This is a genomic window from Sphaerisporangium sp. NPDC004334, assembly GCF_053602655.1.
In genome coordinates, this window is record NZ_JBSGDZ010000015.1 from 161201 (window position 1) to 178991 (window position 17791).

The 17791-nt window shown below is 73.7% G+C and carries 15 protein-coding genes; 4 read left to right on the top strand and 11 right to left on the bottom strand.

What is annotated here, in order from left to right; genetic code table 11:
* Positions 1-27: 27 nt before the first annotated feature.
* Complete coding sequence (locus ACWEN6_RS21200) at positions 28-1221, bottom strand: efflux RND transporter periplasmic adaptor subunit (protein WP_452572071.1); 1194 nt, start codon at positions 1219-1221, stop codon at positions 28-30.
* A gap of 224 nt (positions 1222-1445) precedes the next feature.
* Here ACWEN6_RS21200 and ACWEN6_RS21205 point away from each other — a divergent pair, with 224 nt between their 5' ends.
* On the top strand, positions 1446-3593 hold the full coding sequence (locus ACWEN6_RS21205; protein ID WP_452572073.1) for an efflux RND transporter periplasmic adaptor subunit: 2148 nt from the start codon (positions 1446-1448) through the stop codon (positions 3591-3593).
* 108 nt (positions 3594-3701) lie between these two features.
* Here the strand turns inward: ACWEN6_RS21205 and ACWEN6_RS21210 are convergent, their stop codons facing one another.
* The 4 genes from ACWEN6_RS21210 to lhgO all read right to left on the bottom strand — a co-directional run bounded on the left by ACWEN6_RS21210 (position 3702) and on the right by lhgO (position 8609).
* Positions 3702-4766: a cobalamin-independent methionine synthase II family protein gene (locus ACWEN6_RS21210; RefSeq protein ID WP_452572075.1), complete on the bottom strand. Its 1065-nt coding sequence runs from the start codon at positions 4764-4766 to the stop codon at positions 3702-3704.
* Positions 4767-5032: 266 nt separating this feature from the next.
* The gene (locus ACWEN6_RS21215; protein WP_452572077.1) at positions 5033-6703 is read right to left on the bottom strand and encodes an ATP-binding protein; all 1671 of its coding nucleotides are present in this window, start codon (positions 6701-6703) and stop codon (positions 5033-5035) included.
* On the bottom strand, positions 6700-7401 hold the full coding sequence (locus ACWEN6_RS21220) for a response regulator transcription factor (RefSeq protein WP_354845490.1): 702 nt from the start codon (positions 7399-7401) through the stop codon (positions 6700-6702). Before ACWEN6_RS21220 ends, ACWEN6_RS21215 begins: the two co-directional genes overlap by 4 nt.
* Before the next feature lie 23 nt (positions 7402-7424).
* A complete protein-coding gene (gene lhgO, locus ACWEN6_RS21225; RefSeq protein ID WP_452572079.1) occupies positions 7425-8609 on the bottom strand; it encodes an L-2-hydroxyglutarate oxidase in 1185 nt (394 codons plus the stop codon).
* A gap of 160 nt (positions 8610-8769) precedes the next feature.
* On the opposite strand from lhgO, the gene ACWEN6_RS21230 reads away from it, so the two are divergent.
* Both ACWEN6_RS21230 and ACWEN6_RS21235 read left to right on the top strand, forming a co-directional pair.
* On the top strand, positions 8770-9162 hold the full coding sequence (locus tag ACWEN6_RS21230; protein WP_452572081.1) for a hypothetical protein: 393 nt from the start codon (positions 8770-8772) through the stop codon (positions 9160-9162).
* Positions 9163-9322: 160 nt separating this feature from the next.
* Complete coding sequence (locus tag ACWEN6_RS21235; RefSeq protein ID WP_452572083.1) at positions 9323-10195, top strand: hypothetical protein; 873 nt, start codon at positions 9323-9325, stop codon at positions 10193-10195.
* Between the two features lie 238 nt (positions 10196-10433).
* Here ACWEN6_RS21235 and ACWEN6_RS21240 read toward each other — a convergent pair whose 3' ends face one another.
* A complete protein-coding gene (locus ACWEN6_RS21240; protein ID WP_452572085.1) occupies positions 10434-11603 on the bottom strand; it encodes a hypothetical protein in 1170 nt (389 codons plus the stop codon).
* Positions 11604-11816: 213 nt separating this feature from the next.
* Between ACWEN6_RS21240 and ACWEN6_RS21245 the strand changes: the two genes are divergently transcribed.
* On the top strand, positions 11817-12788 hold the full coding sequence (locus tag ACWEN6_RS21245) for an aldo/keto reductase (protein WP_452572087.1): 972 nt from the start codon (positions 11817-11819) through the stop codon (positions 12786-12788).
* A gap of 161 nt (positions 12789-12949) precedes the next feature.
* On the opposite strand, the gene thpR is transcribed toward ACWEN6_RS21245, so the two are convergent.
* From thpR to ACWEN6_RS21270, 5 genes are all read right to left on the bottom strand, one after another.
* Positions 12950-13513, bottom strand: a complete 564-nt coding sequence (gene thpR / locus ACWEN6_RS21250) for an RNA 2',3'-cyclic phosphodiesterase (RefSeq protein ID WP_452572089.1) — start codon at positions 13511-13513, stop codon at positions 12950-12952.
* Positions 13467-14951: an MFS transporter gene (locus tag ACWEN6_RS21255; RefSeq protein WP_452572091.1), complete on the bottom strand. Its 1485-nt coding sequence runs from the start codon at positions 14949-14951 to the stop codon at positions 13467-13469. The genes thpR and ACWEN6_RS21255 overlap by 47 nt, the downstream gene beginning before the upstream one ends.
* A complete protein-coding gene (locus tag ACWEN6_RS21260) occupies positions 14948-15409 on the bottom strand; it encodes a MarR family transcriptional regulator (RefSeq protein ID WP_354928474.1) in 462 nt (153 codons plus the stop codon). The genes ACWEN6_RS21255 and ACWEN6_RS21260 overlap by 4 nt, the downstream gene beginning before the upstream one ends.
* 168 nt (positions 15410-15577) lie before the next feature.
* Positions 15578-16849 (bottom strand): MFS transporter, encoded by a 1272-nt coding sequence (locus tag ACWEN6_RS21265; RefSeq protein ID WP_354928605.1) that lies wholly within the window; start codon positions 16847-16849, stop codon positions 15578-15580.
* A gap of 274 nt (positions 16850-17123) precedes the next feature.
* Positions 17124-17750, bottom strand: a complete 627-nt coding sequence (locus tag ACWEN6_RS21270; protein ID WP_452572093.1) for a TetR/AcrR family transcriptional regulator C-terminal domain-containing protein — start codon at positions 17748-17750, stop codon at positions 17124-17126.
* Between the last annotated feature and the right edge of the window lie 41 nt (positions 17751-17791).

Here is a 17791-nt window from a genome sequence, read left to right on the forward strand (position 1 = left end):
GGCCGCCGCCGGCGCTCTCCCAGGGGGTCACTGGCCTGCTCCGCCGCGGCCGATGCGGACGGCGCCGCCGCCGGGGAAGCCACCACCGGGGAAGCCGCCCTGCAGGCCGCCCGTGCCGGCCGTCGTGCTCCGCACCACCGCGTCGCCCTCCGACAGGCCGGACCTGATCTCGGTCAGCGTGTCCCCCTTCACCCCGACCTCGACGGTCTTGGCGACCTGCCTGCCGTTGGACAGGACGGTGACGGTGTCCTGGCCGCCCGCCGTCCTGACCGCCGAGGTGGGGACGGTCAGCACGTCGTCCGCCTTGGCGACGATCACCTGGACGCTCGTCGTCTGACCCAGGCGCACGGTCTTCGGCACGTCGGTGAGGGAGATCGTGGCGGCGTACTGGACCACGTTGTTGCTGGTCTGCGCCACCGGGTCGATCACCGTCACCTTGCCGGAGGCCGTGACGCCGGGCAGGGCGTCGAAGGTGACGGTCGCGGTCTGACCGGACTTCAGCTTGGTCACATCCGACTCGGTGAAGTCGCCGACGACCTGGAGCCTCCTGGTGTCGGCGATGTCGATGAAGCCGCCGGAGGACCCCGATGACCCGGAGGAGCCGGAGGAGCCCGAGCCCGCCGAGGAGCCGCCGGACGATCCGCTCGCCCGCGCGCCCGACCCGGCCGAGGAGCCCGTACCGCCCGAGGAACCCGTGGAGGAGCCGCCCGACCCTGCGGACGAGCCGCCGACGGCGCCGTTGACGGCGGTGATGGTGCCGCCGAACGGCGCCTTGAGCACCGTGCCGTCCAGCGTCCGCTTGGCGTCCCGGTAGGCGTTCCTCGCCTGGATGTACTGCGAGTAGCCCGACGCGGTGGTGGTGTCGCCGTCCTCGGCCGCACTGAGGGAGGCCGCCGCGGCGTCCAGGTCCTCCTCTGCCGCCGTGTCGTCGACCCGGGCGAGGATCTGGCCCTTGGTGACCTTGTCGCCGCTCTCGACGTAGATCTTCTCGACCGTGCCGCTCGTGCCGAAGCTCAGCGACCGGGTGTTCGCGCTCTCCACCGCGCCGGAGGCCGAGACCGAGGACAGGACGGTGCCCCGGGTGACCGGCGTGGTGGAGGGCGCCGCCTCCGCGGAGGAGCCCCCGTTCAGGGAGGCGTACGCGACGCCCGCGCCTCCCAGCAACAGCACCCCGAGGGCGCCGTTCACGATCAGCGCTCTGCGCTTCGTCGACAGCTTCACGACCACTGAGCCTGGACCACGCCGCTTGGGCGAACCTCCGCCGTCCCTGAAGGTTTGCTGAAAGGCCGGGCGTCTCGCGGGCCCCTGACCGCCGCGGGGCCGCGTCCCGCCTGCCCCTGAGGATCGAAACCGCAGCTCAGAAGGGTCGCATGCGAGGGCGATACACAGGAAACTCTCAGGCCGGGCTGAGCTTGGAGTCACGTCCGGTGACCAGGATTGGCCCCATGAGATCGAGCAATCCGCCAACCGTCGCGCGCGTCGGGGGACTCGCGCTCGCCGGGGTCGTCCTGGCGGCCGCCGGGCTGGTCTACCTGGGCGGCGGCGACGCCCCCACGGCCGCCCGCGTGGAGCTGGCGTCGGCCAGGCGGGGCACGATCGTCAGCGGCGCCTCCGCGGCGGGCAGCACCGTGGACGCCCACATCCGCGACCTGGCCTTCGGCGCGGACGGCACGGTGGAGAAGGTGTACGTCTCGGTCGGGCAGAAGGTGCGCAAGGGGCAGGTGCTCGCGCGCATCGACGACACGATCGCCCAGGAGGACCACACGGCCGCCAAGGCCGCCCTCGCCGCCGCGGAGGAGACCCGCGACAAACTGGAGGAAGCCCAGAACACTCCCACCGGCGCCCGCGACCGAGCCGGCCCCGGCACCCCACCCCCCACCGGCCGCACCCCCACGGGTCAGCCCTCCGGCGCCCCCTCCGGACGGCCTTCCCAGCGGCCCTCAGGGAGACCGACCGGACGGCCCTCCGGAGGGCCGTCGGTCTCGCCTACGGGGGCGCCAGCGTGTCCGCGGACCAGCGCGAAGCCGCGGCCTCCGGGATCGGCGGCCCCCGGCACCCCCTCGCCGAGCGCCGTTCCCAGCGTGGGGTTCACCATCACGCCGAACGCGGTGCGCCTGGCCGCGGCGACCGACGTCGTCCCGCTGGCCTACGCCGGCGGCCACGGGTCCGCAGGCGGTTCGGGGGCCGGTGCGGCCGGCGGCGAAGGCCCTGTGACCGGCGTCGATCACGCCGACGCCGGGGAGCCGTCCCGTGAACACGATGCCGCCCCCCACCCTGAGCCCACCCTCACCCTCACACCGAGCCCAACGCCCACCCCGACCTTGACCCCGACCTTGACCCCGACTCCGACTCCGACTCCGCGACCGTCCAGCACGAGATCGCCACGATCGCCGAAGCCGACCACCCCTCGACGGTCCCTCTCCACACCACGGCCGGCGGCGTCCGCCGCACGGCCGTCCGCCTCGGACGATAGGGACGGGGGCGCCGGTGGCCACAAGGCCGCAGGACGGCACGGGCTGAAGCCGGCCGGAACCCACTTACCGTCCGGTGTTCCTACGCCCCGGCCCACGGCCGCACCGACGCCCGACCACACGAGGTCGCACACCGCGAGGCCCGTTCCCACCGTCGTTCCCGCCGACCCGTCGCCGACCGGTTCGGCGCCCGGCCCGCAGGACAGCGGCACACCGGCCCCGCGTCCCACCCGCACCTGCGGTACGCCGACGGGCCAGGACGGCCGTCCCGACGGGAACCTGCAGGGTCATGACGGGCAGAACGGCCGCGACGGCAACGGCCATGGCGGACGGAGCGGACGGTCCGGCCAGGCCGGTCGGACCGGGCGCGCCGGCCTGGGCGGTCAGAGTGGCCGGGGTGTCCAGGGTGGTGAGATCCGGCAGGGCGGTCAGGCGGTGACCACGGTGGCCGAGGCGGAGGTGAACATCGCCAAGGCCGAGACGACCCTGCGGCGGACCGAGGAGGCGCTGGCCGGAGTGACGATCAAGGCGCCCGCCAAGGGCACGATCTTGACGGTCTCCGGCGCGGCCGGTGCGGCGGCCACGGTCGGGTCGCCGTTCATCACGCTCGGCGATCTCGACGAGCTGCAGGTGCAGGCCATGTTCTCCCAGACCGACGTGGTGCGCCTGAAGGTCGGCCAGCCCGCGACCGTGTCCCTGGCCACCCGGCCCGGCGTCGCCTACCGCGGCAAGGTCGCCCACATCGACGTGACCGCGACCGCGACGAACCGGCTCGTCCAGTACGGGGTGAACATCGCCTTCGTCCGCCGGCCCAAGGGACTGCTGCTCGGGCAGTCGGCCACCGTCCAGGTGACGCTGGACCAGGCGCGGGACGCGGTCTACGTGCCCGCGCAGGCCGTGCGCACCCGGGCGGACGGCGTCGCGACGGTCCTGGTCCGCGACGGCGGGCGAACCGTCGAGCGCGCGGTCGAGCTCGGCGTGCGGGGCGACCAATACGTCGAGGTCACCTCCGGCCTGGCGGCAGGCGACCAGGTCGAGCTGCCGGGCACCGCGGGCGGCTTCCCCGCCGACGGATTCCCCGGTCTCCCCTCCCCGATACCGTCCCCCTCACGAACCCCCTGAGGCACCCACCGCCGTGCTCCGCTCGACGCCGGGCTTGGCCGTGAAAGGCCGCCGACCCGGTGCCCAGGGGCCCGCCGCTAGCGCGACGGGACCCCTGGCCGGGGTGGTTCAGACGCCCAGGGCCTCCGCTGCCAGGGCGGTGCCCTCGACCCGGGCCGCGATCTTGGCGAACGCGGTGTCGCGCGAGGTGGAGGTGTCGTCGGCGAACGGCGCGAAACCGCAGTCGTCGCAGGTGCCGAGCCGTTCGGCGGGCAGGCGCCGCGCGGCCTCCAGCACCCGGTCGCGCACCTGTTCCGGCGTCTCGACGGCCGGGTCGATAGGGTCGGTCACGCCGACGAAGATCCGGGCCTGCGCGGGGAGGTGCGCGGCGATGAGGTCCAGCACCCGCCCCGGGTCGGCCTCGCCGGCAAGTTCGACGTAGAAGTTGCCGGCCCGCAGGGTGAACAACGTGGGCAGCAGAGCGGCGTAGTCGACGTCCGCGCTGTGGGTGGAGTCCTGGTCGCCTCCGGGACAGGTGTGCACGCCGATGCGGGCGCGCTCGGCGTCGGTGAAGCGCTCGAGCACCTGGTTGTTGAGGGCGACGAACTGCTCCAGCAGCCCCCCGCTCGGGTCCAGCTTGAGCGACAGCCGCCCTTCGGTGAAGTCGAGCTGCACCACGTGCGCTCCGGCGTCCAGGCAACCCCGGATGTCCGCCTCGGCCTCGGCGACCAGGTCGTCGACGAAGGCCTTGCGCGGATAGCCGGCGATGCCGTCGGCCGGGTAGAGCAGGCTGAGCGCCGAGGGGGCGATGACCGCCTGCTTGACCGGCAGGGCGGTGTGGCGGCGCGCGGCCCGCAGGTAGGTCGCGGCGCGCTCGCGGTAGCGGAACGGCCCGGCCGTCAGGCGGGGAAGCTGCCGGGTGTGGCCGTCGGCGAACGGGATGACCGCCCCGTCCGCGGCCAGGCCGTCCAGCCCGGCGATCGGGTAGGTGGCGAAGCTCGGCTTGGACTGCTCGCCGTCGACCAGGACGGGGCTGCCGATGCTCTCCAGCCTCGCGATGGTGTCGGCGACGGCCGCATCCTGCACCGCGGCCAGGTCGTCATCTCCTAAGCGGCCCGCCGCGTGGTCCGCCATCGCGGTCAGCAGGGCGGAGGGCCGGGGAATACTGCCAATGGGTTCTGTGGGGATGCTCATTTCGCGAGCGTAGATAACGATCGTCCGGCCGATCAACGATCGGTCCGGAATCGGACGCCCGCCGACACCCGCCCCGCCCGCCACCCATCGGCGCCCTGAACGGCGGCCCCGGCCAAGACCGCAGGAGCCCCTGACGCGCCGTCCAGGAACGTTCACCGGCTCGGGCGCCGTGAACGGCGCCGGCATCGCCGTACCACGACCCGCCGACCCGGCGCCGATCACCTTCAGCACCTGGCCAGGGATGGGAAAGCATCCGGCGCGGGACACTACAGGGATGGGGGCAGGACGTCGGGGGCGAGGGGGAGGGTCACGCGGAAGGTGGCGCCGGCGCCGGGGGCCGTGCGCAGGGTCACGGTGCCGCCGTGCGCCGCGACGAGGCCGGCGACGATCGCGAGACCAAGGCCGCTGCCGCCCGCGGCACCCCCGCCGCCCGCGGCACTCCCACCGCGCACGGCACTCCCGCCGCCCAGGGCACTCGCGCCGCCCGGGGCACTCCCGCCGCCCGCGGCACCCCCGCCGCCCGCCTCCTGCGGGCGAGGGTTCGCGGTCGGCCGGGCGCCCGGGGCGCGGGCGCGGGCGGGGTCGGCACGGTAGAAGCGTTCGAAGACGCGTTCGGCCTGTTCGGGGGCCAAGCCGGGGCCTTTGTCGGCGACCTCCAGGAACGCGGCGGCGCCGTCCGTCCCCGCGCGCACGGTGATCGGCGTGCCGGCGGGGGTGTGGGTGAGGGCGTTGCCCACGAGGTTCCCGATGATCTGGCGCAGCCGCACCTCGTCGCCGGAGACGATCGGGGCGACGTCACCGGCCACCTCCAGCACCAGCTCGCGGTCGGCGGCGAGGATGCGGGCCTCCTGCACAGCGTCGGCGGCCAGGGCGAGCAGGTCGACCGGGCTCATGGTGAGCGGCCGCTGCTGGTCGAGGCGCGCGAGCAGCAGCAGGTCCTCGACCAGGACCCCCATGCGGGCGGCGGCGTCCTCCACCCGGCGCATGAGGCGGGCCGGGTCGCCGGCGGGATTCTGCCGGTAGAACTCGGCGAAGCCGCGGATGGAGGTGAGCGGCGTGCGCAGTTCGTGCGAGGCGTCGGCGACGAAGCGGCGCATGCGCTCCTCGGAGGTGCGGGCCGCCGCCTCGGAGATCTCCCGCGCGTGGAACGCGGCCTCGATCTGGGCGAGCATGCCGTTGAGAGAGGCCGCCAGGCTGCCCACCTCGGTGCGCGGGTCGCGGTCGGGCACGCGGCGGGCCAGGTCGCCGGCGGCGATGGCGGCGGCGGTGTGCTCCATCTCCACCAGCGGCCGCAGGCTCCTGCGGACGATGACCACGCCGAGGACGGCCAGGACGACCATGACCAGGCCGCCGCCCAGCAGTTCGGTGAGCGCGAGGCGGGCGGTGATCTGGGCGACCGAGGACATGTCGATGGCCACGACCACGCTGCCCACGCCCGCCACCGAGGCGGCGCGCAGCCGCCACTCGCCTCCGCCCGACTCGGCGGGGACGGTCTGCGGGCGCCACGCCGAGGCGGCGAGGTCCGGCAGCACCGGCCCGGGCCGGTGCTCGGCCTCCAGCCCGGCGAGGGTGGCGACGACCCGCCCTTCACCGTCGCGGAGCTGGATCAACCCGTCGGGGGGCACGCGACTGCCGAGGCCGGGCCCGCGTTGCAGGCGGTGGGCGACGTCCTGGACGAAGGTGGCGAGCTGCTGGTCGACCCGGTCGACGAGGTAGCCGCGCAGCACCGACACGCTGCCCGCGCCGATGCCGGCGAGCGCGATGGCGACGAGCGCCAGCATGGTGGCGATCAGCTTGATGCGCAGCGGGGTCCGGGCGAACAGGGACGCGACGACCGCCCGCCGCCGGGCGAGGGCGGACGCCACCGCCCCGCCGCCGCGGACGGCCCGCGAGAGGGGCGGTGAGGAGGCGGGCGGAGGGGAGGCGGGCGCGGTCATGGGGGCGGGGTGCGCAGGACGTACCCGACGCCGCGCAGGGTGTGGATGAGCCGGGGGGTGGTGTTGTCGATCTTCCTGCGCAGCACGGAGACGTACGACTCGACGATGCCGGCGTCGCCGCGGAAGTCGTAGTCCCACACGTGGTCGAGGATCTGCGCCTTGGACAGCACCCGTCCGGCGTTGGCCATGAAGTAGCGCAGCAGCTTGAACTCGGTGGGCGAGAGCGGGACGACCGTGCCCCGCCGCCACACCTCGTGGCTCTCCTCGTCCAGCTCGATGTCGGCGAAGGTCATCCGGGGCGGCGGCGCGGCCGGGTCGCCGGCGGTGCGGCGCAGCACCGCCCGGATGCGCGCGACCACCTCTTCCAGGCTGAACGGCTTGGTCACGTAGTCGTCGCCGCCGAGGGTGAGCCCCCTGATCTTGTCCTCGGTGGCGTCCCGCGCGGTGAGGAAGACGACCGGAGTGTGCGCCCCGCCGCCCCGCAGGCGCCGCACGACGTCGAAGCCGTCCATGTCGGGCAGCATGACGTCCAGCACGATGAGGTCCGGCCGGCGGCGCTGCGCCGCCTCCACCGCCTCGGCGCCGTTGCCGGCCGGGGTCACCGAGAACCCGGCGAAGCGCAGGCTGGCGGACAGCAACTCCAGGATGTTCGGATCGTCCTCGACGACCAGCAGGCGGGCTTCAGGCGATTCGCTCACCTTCCTATAGTGGCCTGCCCGGATTAAGCCGAGATGAAAGAAACGATGTGCCGGGCGATGGCCAGGCTGGACGTGGCGGCCGGCGAGGGGGCGTTGCGCACGAGGATCACCCGGCCGTGGACGTCCACGACGAAGTCGTCCAGCAGGCTCCCGTCCCGGCCGACGGCCTGGGCGCGCACCCCGCCGGTGGCCCGCACCAGGTCGTGCGGCGCGAGGACGGGCACGTAGCGGCGCGCGGCGGTGAGGAACGCCCGCTTGGCGAGCGAGCCGTAGACCTCGGCCAGGCCGGTCCTCCAGTGCCGGGCGGCCATCCGCCGGGTCCCCGGCCAGGTCAGGATGTCGCGCAGGTCGCCGGGCGACACGTGCCGCCAGGAGTAGCCTTCGCGGGCGAGCGCGAGCACGGCGTTCGGCCCGACGAGCACCTCGCCGTCGATGCGGCGGGTCAGGTGCACCCCGAGGAAGGGGTAGCGCGGGTCGGGCACCGGGTACACCAGCCCGCGGACCAGGCCCTTGGCGGCACCGGCGAGCTTGTAGTACTCCCCGCGGAAGGGGACGATGCGCACGTCTCCGGCGTATCCCCCCATCGCGGCGACGGCGTCGGACTGCAGGCCCGCGCAGGCGATCAATCGGTCGAAGACCAGCCGCGTCCGGCCCGCCAGCACCTCCACGCCGCTCGCGGTCTCGCGCAGCGCCCGCACCGGCCGCCCCAGGCGCACGGTGCCGCCGCTCGCGGCGATGTCCTCGGCCAGGCGCCGGGCGACGGCGGGGAAGTCGACGATGGCGGTGCGCGGGGAGTGGACGGCGCCGACGCCCACCGCGTGCGGCTCGATCTCGCGCAGTCCGAGGGCGTCCACTTCGGCGACGTCCGGCACGCCGTTCTCCCTGGCGCGGGCGGCGATGCGCCGCAGGCCCGCGCGCTCGGCCGCGGTGGCGGCGATGACCAGCTTGCCGATCTCCTCGTAGGGGATGTGGTGCTCGGCGCAGTACTCCCGCAGCAGCGCGGCGCCCTCGCGGCAGAGCCTGGCCTTGAGCGAGCCGGGCGTGTAGTAGATGCCGGCGTGCACCACGCCGCTGTTGCGGCCGGTCTGGTGAGCGGCGACGCGGTCCTCCTTGTCCAGGACCGTCACCGTGGCACCGCGCGCGGCCAGCTCACGGGCCACCGCCAGCCCGAGGATGCCCGCACCGATGATTCCGATTCGCTCGCTCACAAGCGGATATTTTGCTCTGTTCGCGCAGGCCGCGCCAGACGACCGGCGTCCGGCCGAGGCCGGCCGCCGGACATGACGCGGGCAAAGGCTCGGAAAGGTCCGGGAAAAGCGGCATAACGGCCAGCAGACTCTCGAACAGACATTCGATACACTTTCTGGCGTGTACCTACCACCGGGATGGCCGCCCGAGGTCCGCCCGCCGGGAAGCCCCGACTGGGAGACCTCGGCCGTGGCGTGGCTGCTCGACGCGGTCCCCCCGGACTACCGGGCCTACGGCGTGCTGCGCCGCCACCCCGTGGCCCTGGCCCGCATGGCGTCGTACCACGTGAACGCCACGGTGGAGGCCGCGCGCACCGGCTACCGGCGCGCGGCGGTCGAGCTTAAGGAGTACCTGCCCCCGCACGCCGTCGAGGCCGTCCTGGAGGCTTACCGCCGCGAGGGCCCGCGGCTCGTGCGGCTGGCCGCCTCCATCGAGCTGGTCGAGCACGCCCTGCGCGGCGAGCCGTTCGTCGCCCGCATGGACACCTCGGGACAAACAAGATCGTCCAGGTAAAACCCTGGGGCGCCGCGGCCCAAGAGTCTCCCCCTCCCCTCGGTTCGGTGTTTCCGCAGGGCATACCACGACAGGCACGCCGGCATGATCCGCACTGATGTTCCGGCGTGCCCTCCGGCCCCGACCTCCCGGGGCATGTCATCGGATCGAGGGGAAGTTCATGAATTCAGCCCATGCTCTGGCGTCCCTGCCACAGCGTGTCCTCCTTGCCGGCGCCACGGCGCTCCTCACCGTCCCCGCCCTGGGGATCTCCTCCGCATCGGCGCAGTCGTCCCCCTCCGCGCCCGCGGCGCTCCCGGCCACCCCGCCGGCGCCCGCCCCCGCCTGCGTGATCAGCAACGGAGGGTTCGAGGAGCCCACCGGCCTGCGCGGCGCCGGCAACATGCGAACCGACATCCCGAACTGGCGGACCACCTCCACCGACCGGGTCATCGAGGTCTGGGGGCCCGGCAACGCGCCCGCCACCGGCAACGAGGTCGCCGCCGACTCCGGCACCAGCTTCGCCGCGATCAACGGCGCGCAGGCGTCCAGCCTCTACCAGGACATCGCCACCACCCCGAAGACCGTCCTGGTCTGGCGGCTGGCGCACCGCGCGCGCAGCGCCGGTCCCGGCCAGAAGGACGTCATCCGCGTCAGGATCGGCACGCCGGGCGGCACGACGGCCCAGATCCCGCTGGGGCAGACCGGCACCGACATCGCCGACGGCGGCGACTCGTGGGGCCACCACACCGGCATCTACCGCGTCCCCAAGGGCCAGAGGCTCACGCGGTTCTCCGTCGAGGCGGTGTCGTCGGCCGAAGGCACCCCGAGTCTGGGCGACTTCCTGGACTCGGTGGAGGTGACCTGCAGCCCGCCGTGCCCGAAGGGCCGGCTCCTGCACCGGGCGTGCGACGCCTGGGGCCTGCCGCTGTACCGCACTCCCGTCACCCGGCCCTGGCACTCCCACCACGGGCGCCCGTCGCGTCCCGAGCCCATCAGCCCCGTTCCCGGGCCCATCGGCGCCGACTCGATCCTCCCGCGCCCGGCGCGATGAGCCGGCGCCGCTCCGCGACGGCTCCATGGACGCGTAGCGGCTGATCCCGGCGCGAGAGCCGGGGCCGCCCTCCGGGACCGCGTGCACCGGCCCCGGAGGGCGGCCCCACGGCACGGGCCCGCGCGGCGGGTGCGGCCCGCGGCGGGTGCGGCCCGCGCGGCGAGCTCGCGCGACGGCGCGGGTTCGGCCGCCGCGGCGGGTGCGGCCGAACCGGCGAGTTCGGCCGACGCGGCGGGGTTCAGCCGACGCGGCGGGCGATGACCGCGATGATGCCGGTGGCGCCCAGGGCGACGCCGAGCCACAGGACGATGAGCTCCGTGGGCACTCCCCCGTCGTCGCCGTCGCTCGCCGCCGCGTGGGAGGCGGCGACGTCGGGCGCGGTCGCCGCCTCGGACGGCGTGACGCTCGCCCGGGGCGACGCCGTGCGCGCGGGCCCGCCCGCCGCCCTGCCCGACAGGGCCGCCGCCGGGAGCGGCACCTGGTACACCGGGCTGCCGGCCCCTTCGGTCCCGGTGAGCAGCGACCTGCCGTCCCGGGTGTAGGCGATCGACTCGGCCTGCTGCAACGACGGCATGGAGACGCGGGTGATCAGATCGCCGGGCGCGCGGTAGACCGACGCCGAGAAGTAGGTGCGGATCACGAAGCTCGACCCGTCGGGCGCGTAGGCGGCGTCGGTCGCCATGATCGGCGCCGGTGCGACCCGGCGCAGGATGTTCACCTTGTCGGTGCGCAGCTTGGCCGGCGCGGCGTACACCGAGCCGGCGAACTCCTTGCTCACGACGTACAGCCGGCCCGTGGTGGGGTGGACCATGATGCCCTCGGCGTTGCGGTTGCCGTCCTTGTACCGGAAGCGGTAGCGGGTCGCCGGCAGGGTGGCGTCCCGCAGCACCTTGGGCTCCTCGACCTTGTAGATCGAGTAGTCGGGCCAGCCGCCGTTGAGGTTGTCGCCGATGTCGGCGAACCACAGCACGCTGCGCCCGGTCGCCGGATCCACGGAGGCGGCCATGGCCTCCCAGTCACGGGCCGCGGCGCCGGCGACGGTGAACGTCGCCAGCGTGCGGCCGTCGGTCCCGACGGCGTAGAACTGCGGCCCGGCCCCGCTGTCGTTGTGGGTGTAGACCACGTTCTTGTGCGTCGGGGAGACCGCGAGGCCGCTGGACTCGCCGATGCGCGGGTCCTTGAAGCGGAACAGCAGGCGCGGCTTGCCGTCCTCCGGCCGGTCGCCCCCCGTGCCGCGCGGCCGCACGGCGCCGTGCTCCGCAATGCCGGTGGCGGTGAAGGCGGTGCCGGTGGCGGTGAAGGCGGTGCCGGTGGTGGCGGCGGCGGACGCCGCGACCGGCCCCGCCACCGACATCCCGAACGCCGCCAGGACCGGAACCACCGCGGCCACCCGTCTGCTGCTCCCCATTGGCACATCATGCCCCGCGGTTCCCACCGGCGCGCCGCAGCGACCGCGCGGTTCGGTACTGAGTTGGGATAGGTCTGGTCGGGACACCGTCTGGGCCCGAGCGCGGCACAGGGCACGGGCACAGGGCACAGGGCACGGGGCACAGGGCACGGGTACGGGGCACAGGGCACGGGGCTGGGCTGGAGTGCACTCCAGGTGTTTAGGGTGAGTGATATGGAATACGTACACCTTGGACGCGCCGGACTGTCCGTGAGCCGACTCTGCCTCGGCACCATGAACTTCGGGCCGGTCACCTCGGAAGAGGACTCGTTCGCCATCATGGACAGGGCGCACGAGCTGGGGATCAACTTCTTCGACACGGCCAACGTCTACGGCTGGAAGAAGGGCGAGGGCGTAACCGAGCAGATCATCGGACGCTGGTTCGCCCAGGGGGGCGGCCGCCGCGAGAAGACCGTCATCGCCACCAAGCTGAACGGCGCCATGGGCGACTGGCCCAACGACGGCAAGCTGTCCGCGCTCAACATCCGGCGGGCCTGTGACGCCTCGCTCAAGCGGCTCCAGACCGACTACATCGACCTGTACCAGATGCACCACGTCGACCGGAACACCCCGATCGACGAGATCTGGGAGGCCATGGAGGTCCTGCGCCAGCAGGGCAAGATCATCTATGTCGGGTCGTCCAACTTCGCCGGGTGGCACATCACCCAGGCGCAGGAGGCCGCCAAGCGGCGCCACTTCACCGGTCTGGTCTCCGAGCAGTCGCACTACAACCTGCTCACCCGGACCGTCGAGCTGGAGGTGCTCCCCGCCTGCGACGAGTACGGACTCGGGGTGATCCCGTGGAGCCCGCTCGCCGGCGGCCTGCTGGGCGGCATCCTCCGCAAGATCGACAAGGGCCGCTCCGCCTCCGAGCAGGTCACCGCCGCGCTCGAGAAGCACCGCGACAAGATCGAGCGATACGAGGCGTTCTGCGACGAGCTGGGCGAGCAGCCGGCCGACGTGGCGCTGGCCTGGCTGCTGCTGCAGCAGGCCGTCACCGGGCCGATCATCGGGCCGCGGACGGCCGAGCAGCTCGACGGCAGCCTGCGCGCGCTGGAGATCGAGCTGGACGACAAGGCGCTCGCCACCCTCGACGAGATCTTCCCCGGCCCCGGCGGCCCGGCCCCCGAGGCCTACGCCTGGTGACCATCGGGGAGCGCGCCACGGCGCCGCTCACCGAGGCGGAGGACCGCAGGCCCCGGACCGGTGCCCGCTAGGACAGCAGCGCGCCGATCACCACGATGACCACGAGAAGCGCGAGCACGGTGGGCAGCAGCCAGCGACGGGGACGGTCCACGCCTTGGAGCCTAGCCGCGTCCGGTGAGTGGCCAGGCCCCGAGGGGCTCGTAGCGCACGGACGGCCCCTGGTGGCTGCGCATGAGATGGACGGCGTCGGCGCGCCACGGCGTCCCGGCGAAGGAGGCGAGCGCCTCGACCAGCGGTCGGACGTCGGCGCCCGTGCGCGGACGGGCCCGGGCCAGGGTGAGATGGGGGCGGAAGGGCTTGTCGTCGGGCGGCCCGGCCCCGGCGCGCCGGGCGCCGGCGGCCAGCGAGGCGGCCAGGCGCGACAGGCCGGGACCGCCGCCGTATACGCCCAGCCACACGACCTTCGCCCGCGCCGGGGAGGAGAACGCGCCCGCGGCCCCGAACGACAGCCTCATCGCCGGGTGGCGTCCGGCGGCCCGCGCCAGCCGCGCCGACAGCTCGGGCACCACCTCCCCGGAGACCTCGCCGAGGAAGCTCATCGTGATGTGCCACAGTTCCGGCGCGACCCAGCGCAGCTCGGGCCAGCCGTCCCGGTGGGGCTCGAGGGCCGCGGCGACCTCAGCGAGCGCCTCCGGAGGCGGCGACAACGCCACGAACAGCCGCATCGCGCGTCCTTCCCTCGGCGAACCGGGTGAGCAGCATCGCCAGACCGACGCCCAGCAGGCACATCACTCCGCAGATCACCACTCCGAGGCGGGGCCCGGCGAGCTCGCCGACCCAGCCGATCAGCGGTGCGCCGATGGGGGCGCCACCGGTGAACACCAGGACATAGATTCCCATGACCCGGCCGCGCATCTCCGGTGAGGCCGCGAGTTGGACCGAGGAGTTGGCGGCGGTGTTCGTCGTGATCATCGCCATGCCCGCCGGCATGAGCAGGAGCAGGAACACCGGGTAGGCCGGCGCGAGGCCCGCGGCGATCTGGGCGACGCCGAAGCACACCGCGCCGCCGATCAGCAGGCGGCGGCTCGGCCGGGCCCGCCGGGCGGCGAGCAGCGCCCCGCCGAGGGCGCCGACCGCGAACACGCTGGAGGCCACGCCGAAGGAGGAGGCGTCCTGGCCGAACACCTGCTTGGACATCAGCGCGATGCTCATGGAGAAGCTCGTCGCGAACATCGCCACGAACGCCACCAGCAGAATCGGCATCAGCAGCTCCGGCCGGCCCCAGACGTGCAGCAGGCCCTCGCGCAACTGCCCCTTGGCCCGGGCGAGCGGTTCGGGGGTGCGCAGCTCCGAGCCGCGCATCATCACCAGGCCGGTGATCACCGCGGCGAAGGACGCCGCGTTCACCAGGAAGATCGGCCCCGTCCCGCCCAGCGCGTAGATCAGCACGCCGGCGATCGCGGGCCCGACGACCCGGGCGAGGTTGAAGGTGGAGCTGTTCAGCGCGATCGCGTTGGACAGGTCCTGGCGGCCGACCATCTCCACCACGAACGACTGGCGGGTCGGGACCTCGACGCACGAGACGCAGCCGAGCATGAAGGCCATCACGTACACGTGCCACACCTGGGCGTGCCCGGTGATGGTCAGCAGGCCCATCGTCAGCGCCAGCAACCCCAGCAGGGACTGGGCGACCATGAGCAGCGAGCGCTTGGGGTAGCGGTCGGCCAGCATGCCGCCCCACAGCCCGAACAGGACCACCGGCAGGAACTGCAGGGCGGTCGTCACGCCGAGCGCGGCCGAACTGCCGTGGGCCAGTTCCAGCACCAGCCAGTCCTGGGCGGTGCGCTGCATCCAGGTGCCGACGTTGGACACGACGCTGCCGGAGACGAACAGCCGGTAGTTGTGGTTGCGCAGCGAGCGGAACATGCCCCCGCCGGTCCGCGGCACGGTCTCGGCGCCGCGGGTCTCTTCGGCCTGGACCTCCGCGAACTCCGAGCGGCGTACGGCCTGCGCCCGGCGACCGGCTTTCGACCGGCGTACCGCTCCCGACCGGCGCACGGCCTTCGCCCGGGGGCCGGCCGCGAGGCGATCGGGCGCCGCGGCCGGCGTGCCGGGTTCCAGAGGGTCGGCGGACCCGTCGTCCGCGGCCTTGGGTTCGATCACATCTGCGAAAGCTTCTCCAAGATCGGCGCCGCGGCCCGCAGAGCCGCCCGTTCCTCCGGCGTCAGCTCCATCAGCCGCTGGGCGAGCCACGCCTCCTTGCCCCGGCGCTCCTGCTTGAGCAGCCCTCGCCCGGCCTCGGTCACGCTGACGGTCACCTGCCGCCGGTCGGTCTGCCGCGGAGCCCGGGCGACCAGGCCCCGCTCCTCCAGCGCGGCGATCACCCGGGTCATCGAAGGGGGTTGCATCTTTTCGAGCTCGGCCAATTCTCCAGGGGTGATCCCTGAGTGCCGTTCTACGGCGGCGAGCGTCGCGGCCTGCGTGGGGGTCAGCTTGTGGGCTCCGCCCTGACGCCGGAGCCGCCTGGTCAGCCGCGCCAGTGACACGCGTAGCGCGGACGCCAGCCCGGCGTCGCTGCGCAGGTCCAACTGGCGCTCCGTCTTTGGGGTATTCGTTAGCATAGGTCATTACCTTCGCTAACTATATACGACAACACATGATTCCCGATGGCTAGGAGGGATTTCGAGACGCGCGTCACCACGGAAAGCGCCGGGCGGCCGCGGCCGCAGGTCAGAGGGAGCGAGAACGGCCGGCCGCCACGGGGTGGTGAAGGCGGGAGCGGCCGGCCATCACGGCGCGGTGGAGGCGGGAGCGGCCGCCAGATCCTCCGCCGCGATCCCCTCGGAGGCGCGCATGGTGCGCACCTGGCGCGAGAGCAGGGTGAGCGCCGAGGCCACGACGATCAGCGCCGCGGCGCCGTACTGCGTGGGCGACAGCCCGATGTGCTCGGCGATCGGCCCGGCGAGCAGCGCGCCGAGCGGCATCGCCATGACCGAGCCCAGCGCGTCGTAGGCCGAGACACGGGCCAGCCGCTCGGTAGGGATCCTGCGGGCCAGGGCGACGCTCCACTGCACCATCATGACCTCCATGCCGAGGCCGAGGAGCCCCGCGGCCACGCACACCACGGGCAGCGGCCAGTGCATGGCCAGCGACAGCGGGGCGACGGCTATCGACGCGCCGATGATGGCCACCGCCAGGATGGGACGCCGCGGGGTGTAGCGCAGGGACACCACGCCGCCGAGGATCAGGCCGAGCGCCTCGGCCGAGTTGATCAGCCCCCACGCGGCCGGACCGCCCATCTCGGCCTTGGCCACGGCGGGGCCGAGCACCATGAAGCCGCCGTACCAGGCCATGAGGACGACGCAGAACTGCACCACGATGGCCCACAGCCAGGTGTGCGAGACGAACTCCGACCAGCCGTCCCGCAGGTCGCCGATCATGCTGCCGCCCCCCGCACGCCCGTGCCCGGTCGCCCGGATGGAGAGCAGCATGGGGATCGTCCCGAGCAGCCCGACGCCGCAGACGGCGAGCGCCCACCCGGGCCCGGCGACCGCCACGACCACGCCCGCGACCGCCGCGCCGCCCATCTGGGCGAAGTTCATCGCCAGCCTGCTCACGGCGTTCGCCTGCTGGAGAACCCCATCGGGCACGATTTTGGGCAGCAGGGCCTGCGAGGCGGGGTAGAAGACGGCCAGCCCGACGCCGGTCAGGGACTCCAGGACGATCATGTGCCAGAGCCGGACCTGGCCGGTGAGCACCAGGATGCCGAGCAGTCCTTCGGCCACCGCGATCATGACATTGGCGGCGACGATGACCCGCTGCGGCGGGACGCGGTCGGCGATCACCCCGCTGATCAGCGTGAAGACCAGCGACGGCGCGATCTGGGCCGCGAGCACGTACGCCAGGTCGGCGGTGGACCCGGTGAGGTCCAGCACGGCGAACGAGACGCCCACCAGCGAGAACGCCACGGCGGCCGGCGCGAGGAAGCGATCGGCGAGCAGCAGCCGGAAGTCGCGGATCTCGAACACCGGAAAGCGGCGGGCAAGGGCGCGCCAGAGCATGACCACGGTCCGATCGGGTTGGAAGCGACGTTCGACGGTAACCGGGCCCGCGCGCGGCGGGCAATCGATTTACCGCCCGGCACGCACGTCAGCCCAGCTGAGCGGCCCGCGGACCAGAGTACGCGCCCCACATGAGCAGCGGTTCCTCATGGTGCCGGTCTCCGTCACGCGACCGTCCCGCATGGGCGGGCGCCCAGTGCGCCCGAGGGGCCGGCGCCCGCATGGGCGAGCGTCCAGTGCGGCGCCCGCGCGGCCGGCGGGCGGTCCCGCCGGCTCATTCCTCCCCGCGAGCCATCGCGCGCAGGCCGGCCAGCATGACCGCCAGCCCCTCGCCGAACTCCTCGGCGACCGGGACGCGGCGCCCTTCGACGGCCGTCTCCGCCAGCAGGGGGAACTCCTCGCGCGGCAACTCTGCCATCCGCGCGGTGCCGGCGCCGGACAGCGGCCCGAGGTGCTCCATCTGGATGGAGCCGATCAGGTAGCCGAGCAGGGCGCGCAGGGCGACGACGCGGTGGCGGCCGGTGAACCCGGCGCCGGCGAGCACGGCGAGCACCGCCTCCGACCAGCGCAGCACGGCGAGGGAGGTGTGGCGGTGGGTCAGCGTCAGCGGCACGACCTCGGGGTGGGCGCTGACGGCCGCGCGCACCCGTTCCGCCAGGGCGGTCACCTGCCGCGTCCACGAGCCGCGCGGCGGCCGGACGTCCACGCCGGACAGCACGAGCTCGACCACCAGCCCCTCCAACTGCTCGCGGTCGGCGACGTAGCGGTACAGCGACATCGTGCCCATGCCGAGCCGCACGGCGACCGCGCGCATGGAGAGCGCCGCGAGGCCGTCGCGGTCGATCACCGCCAGCGCGGCGGCGGCCAGGTCGTCCTGGGTCAGCGAACGAGGTCGGGGCACGGCTTGACAGCGTACAACATACGCTCATAGCGTCGTAGGCG

Bases quoted from the DNA above. Each gene is read 5' to 3' on its own strand.
- ACWEN6_RS21205 (WP_452572073.1), top strand. From the start codon at position 1,446: ATGAGATCGAGCAATCCGCCAACCGTCGCGCGCGTCGGGGGACTCGCG.
- ACWEN6_RS21245 (WP_452572087.1), top strand. From the start codon at position 11,817: ATGGAATACGTACACCTTGGACGCGCCGGACTGTCCGTGAGCCGACTC.
- ACWEN6_RS21210 (WP_452572075.1), bottom strand. From the start codon at position 4,766: ATGAGCATCCCCACAGAACCCATTGGCAGTATTCCCCGGCCCTCCGCC.
- ACWEN6_RS21215 (WP_452572077.1), bottom strand. From the start codon at position 6,703: ATGACCGCGCCCGCCTCCCCTCCGCCCGCCTCCTCACCGCCCCTCTCG.
- ACWEN6_RS21235 (WP_452572083.1), top strand. From the start codon at position 9,323: ATGAATTCAGCCCATGCTCTGGCGTCCCTGCCACAGCGTGTCCTCCTT.
- ACWEN6_RS21265 (WP_354928605.1), bottom strand. From the start codon at position 16,849: ATGCTCTGGCGCGCCCTTGCCCGCCGCTTTCCGGTGTTCGAGATCCGC.
- thpR (WP_452572089.1), bottom strand. From the start codon at position 13,513: ATGCGGCTGTTCGTGGCGTTGTCGCCGCCTCCGGAGGCGCTCGCTGAG.
- ACWEN6_RS21260 (WP_354928474.1), bottom strand. From the start codon at position 15,409: ATGCTAACGAATACCCCAAAGACGGAGCGCCAGTTGGACCTGCGCAGC.
- ACWEN6_RS21240 (WP_452572085.1), bottom strand. From the start codon at position 11,603: ATGGGGAGCAGCAGACGGGTGGCCGCGGTGGTTCCGGTCCTGGCGGCG.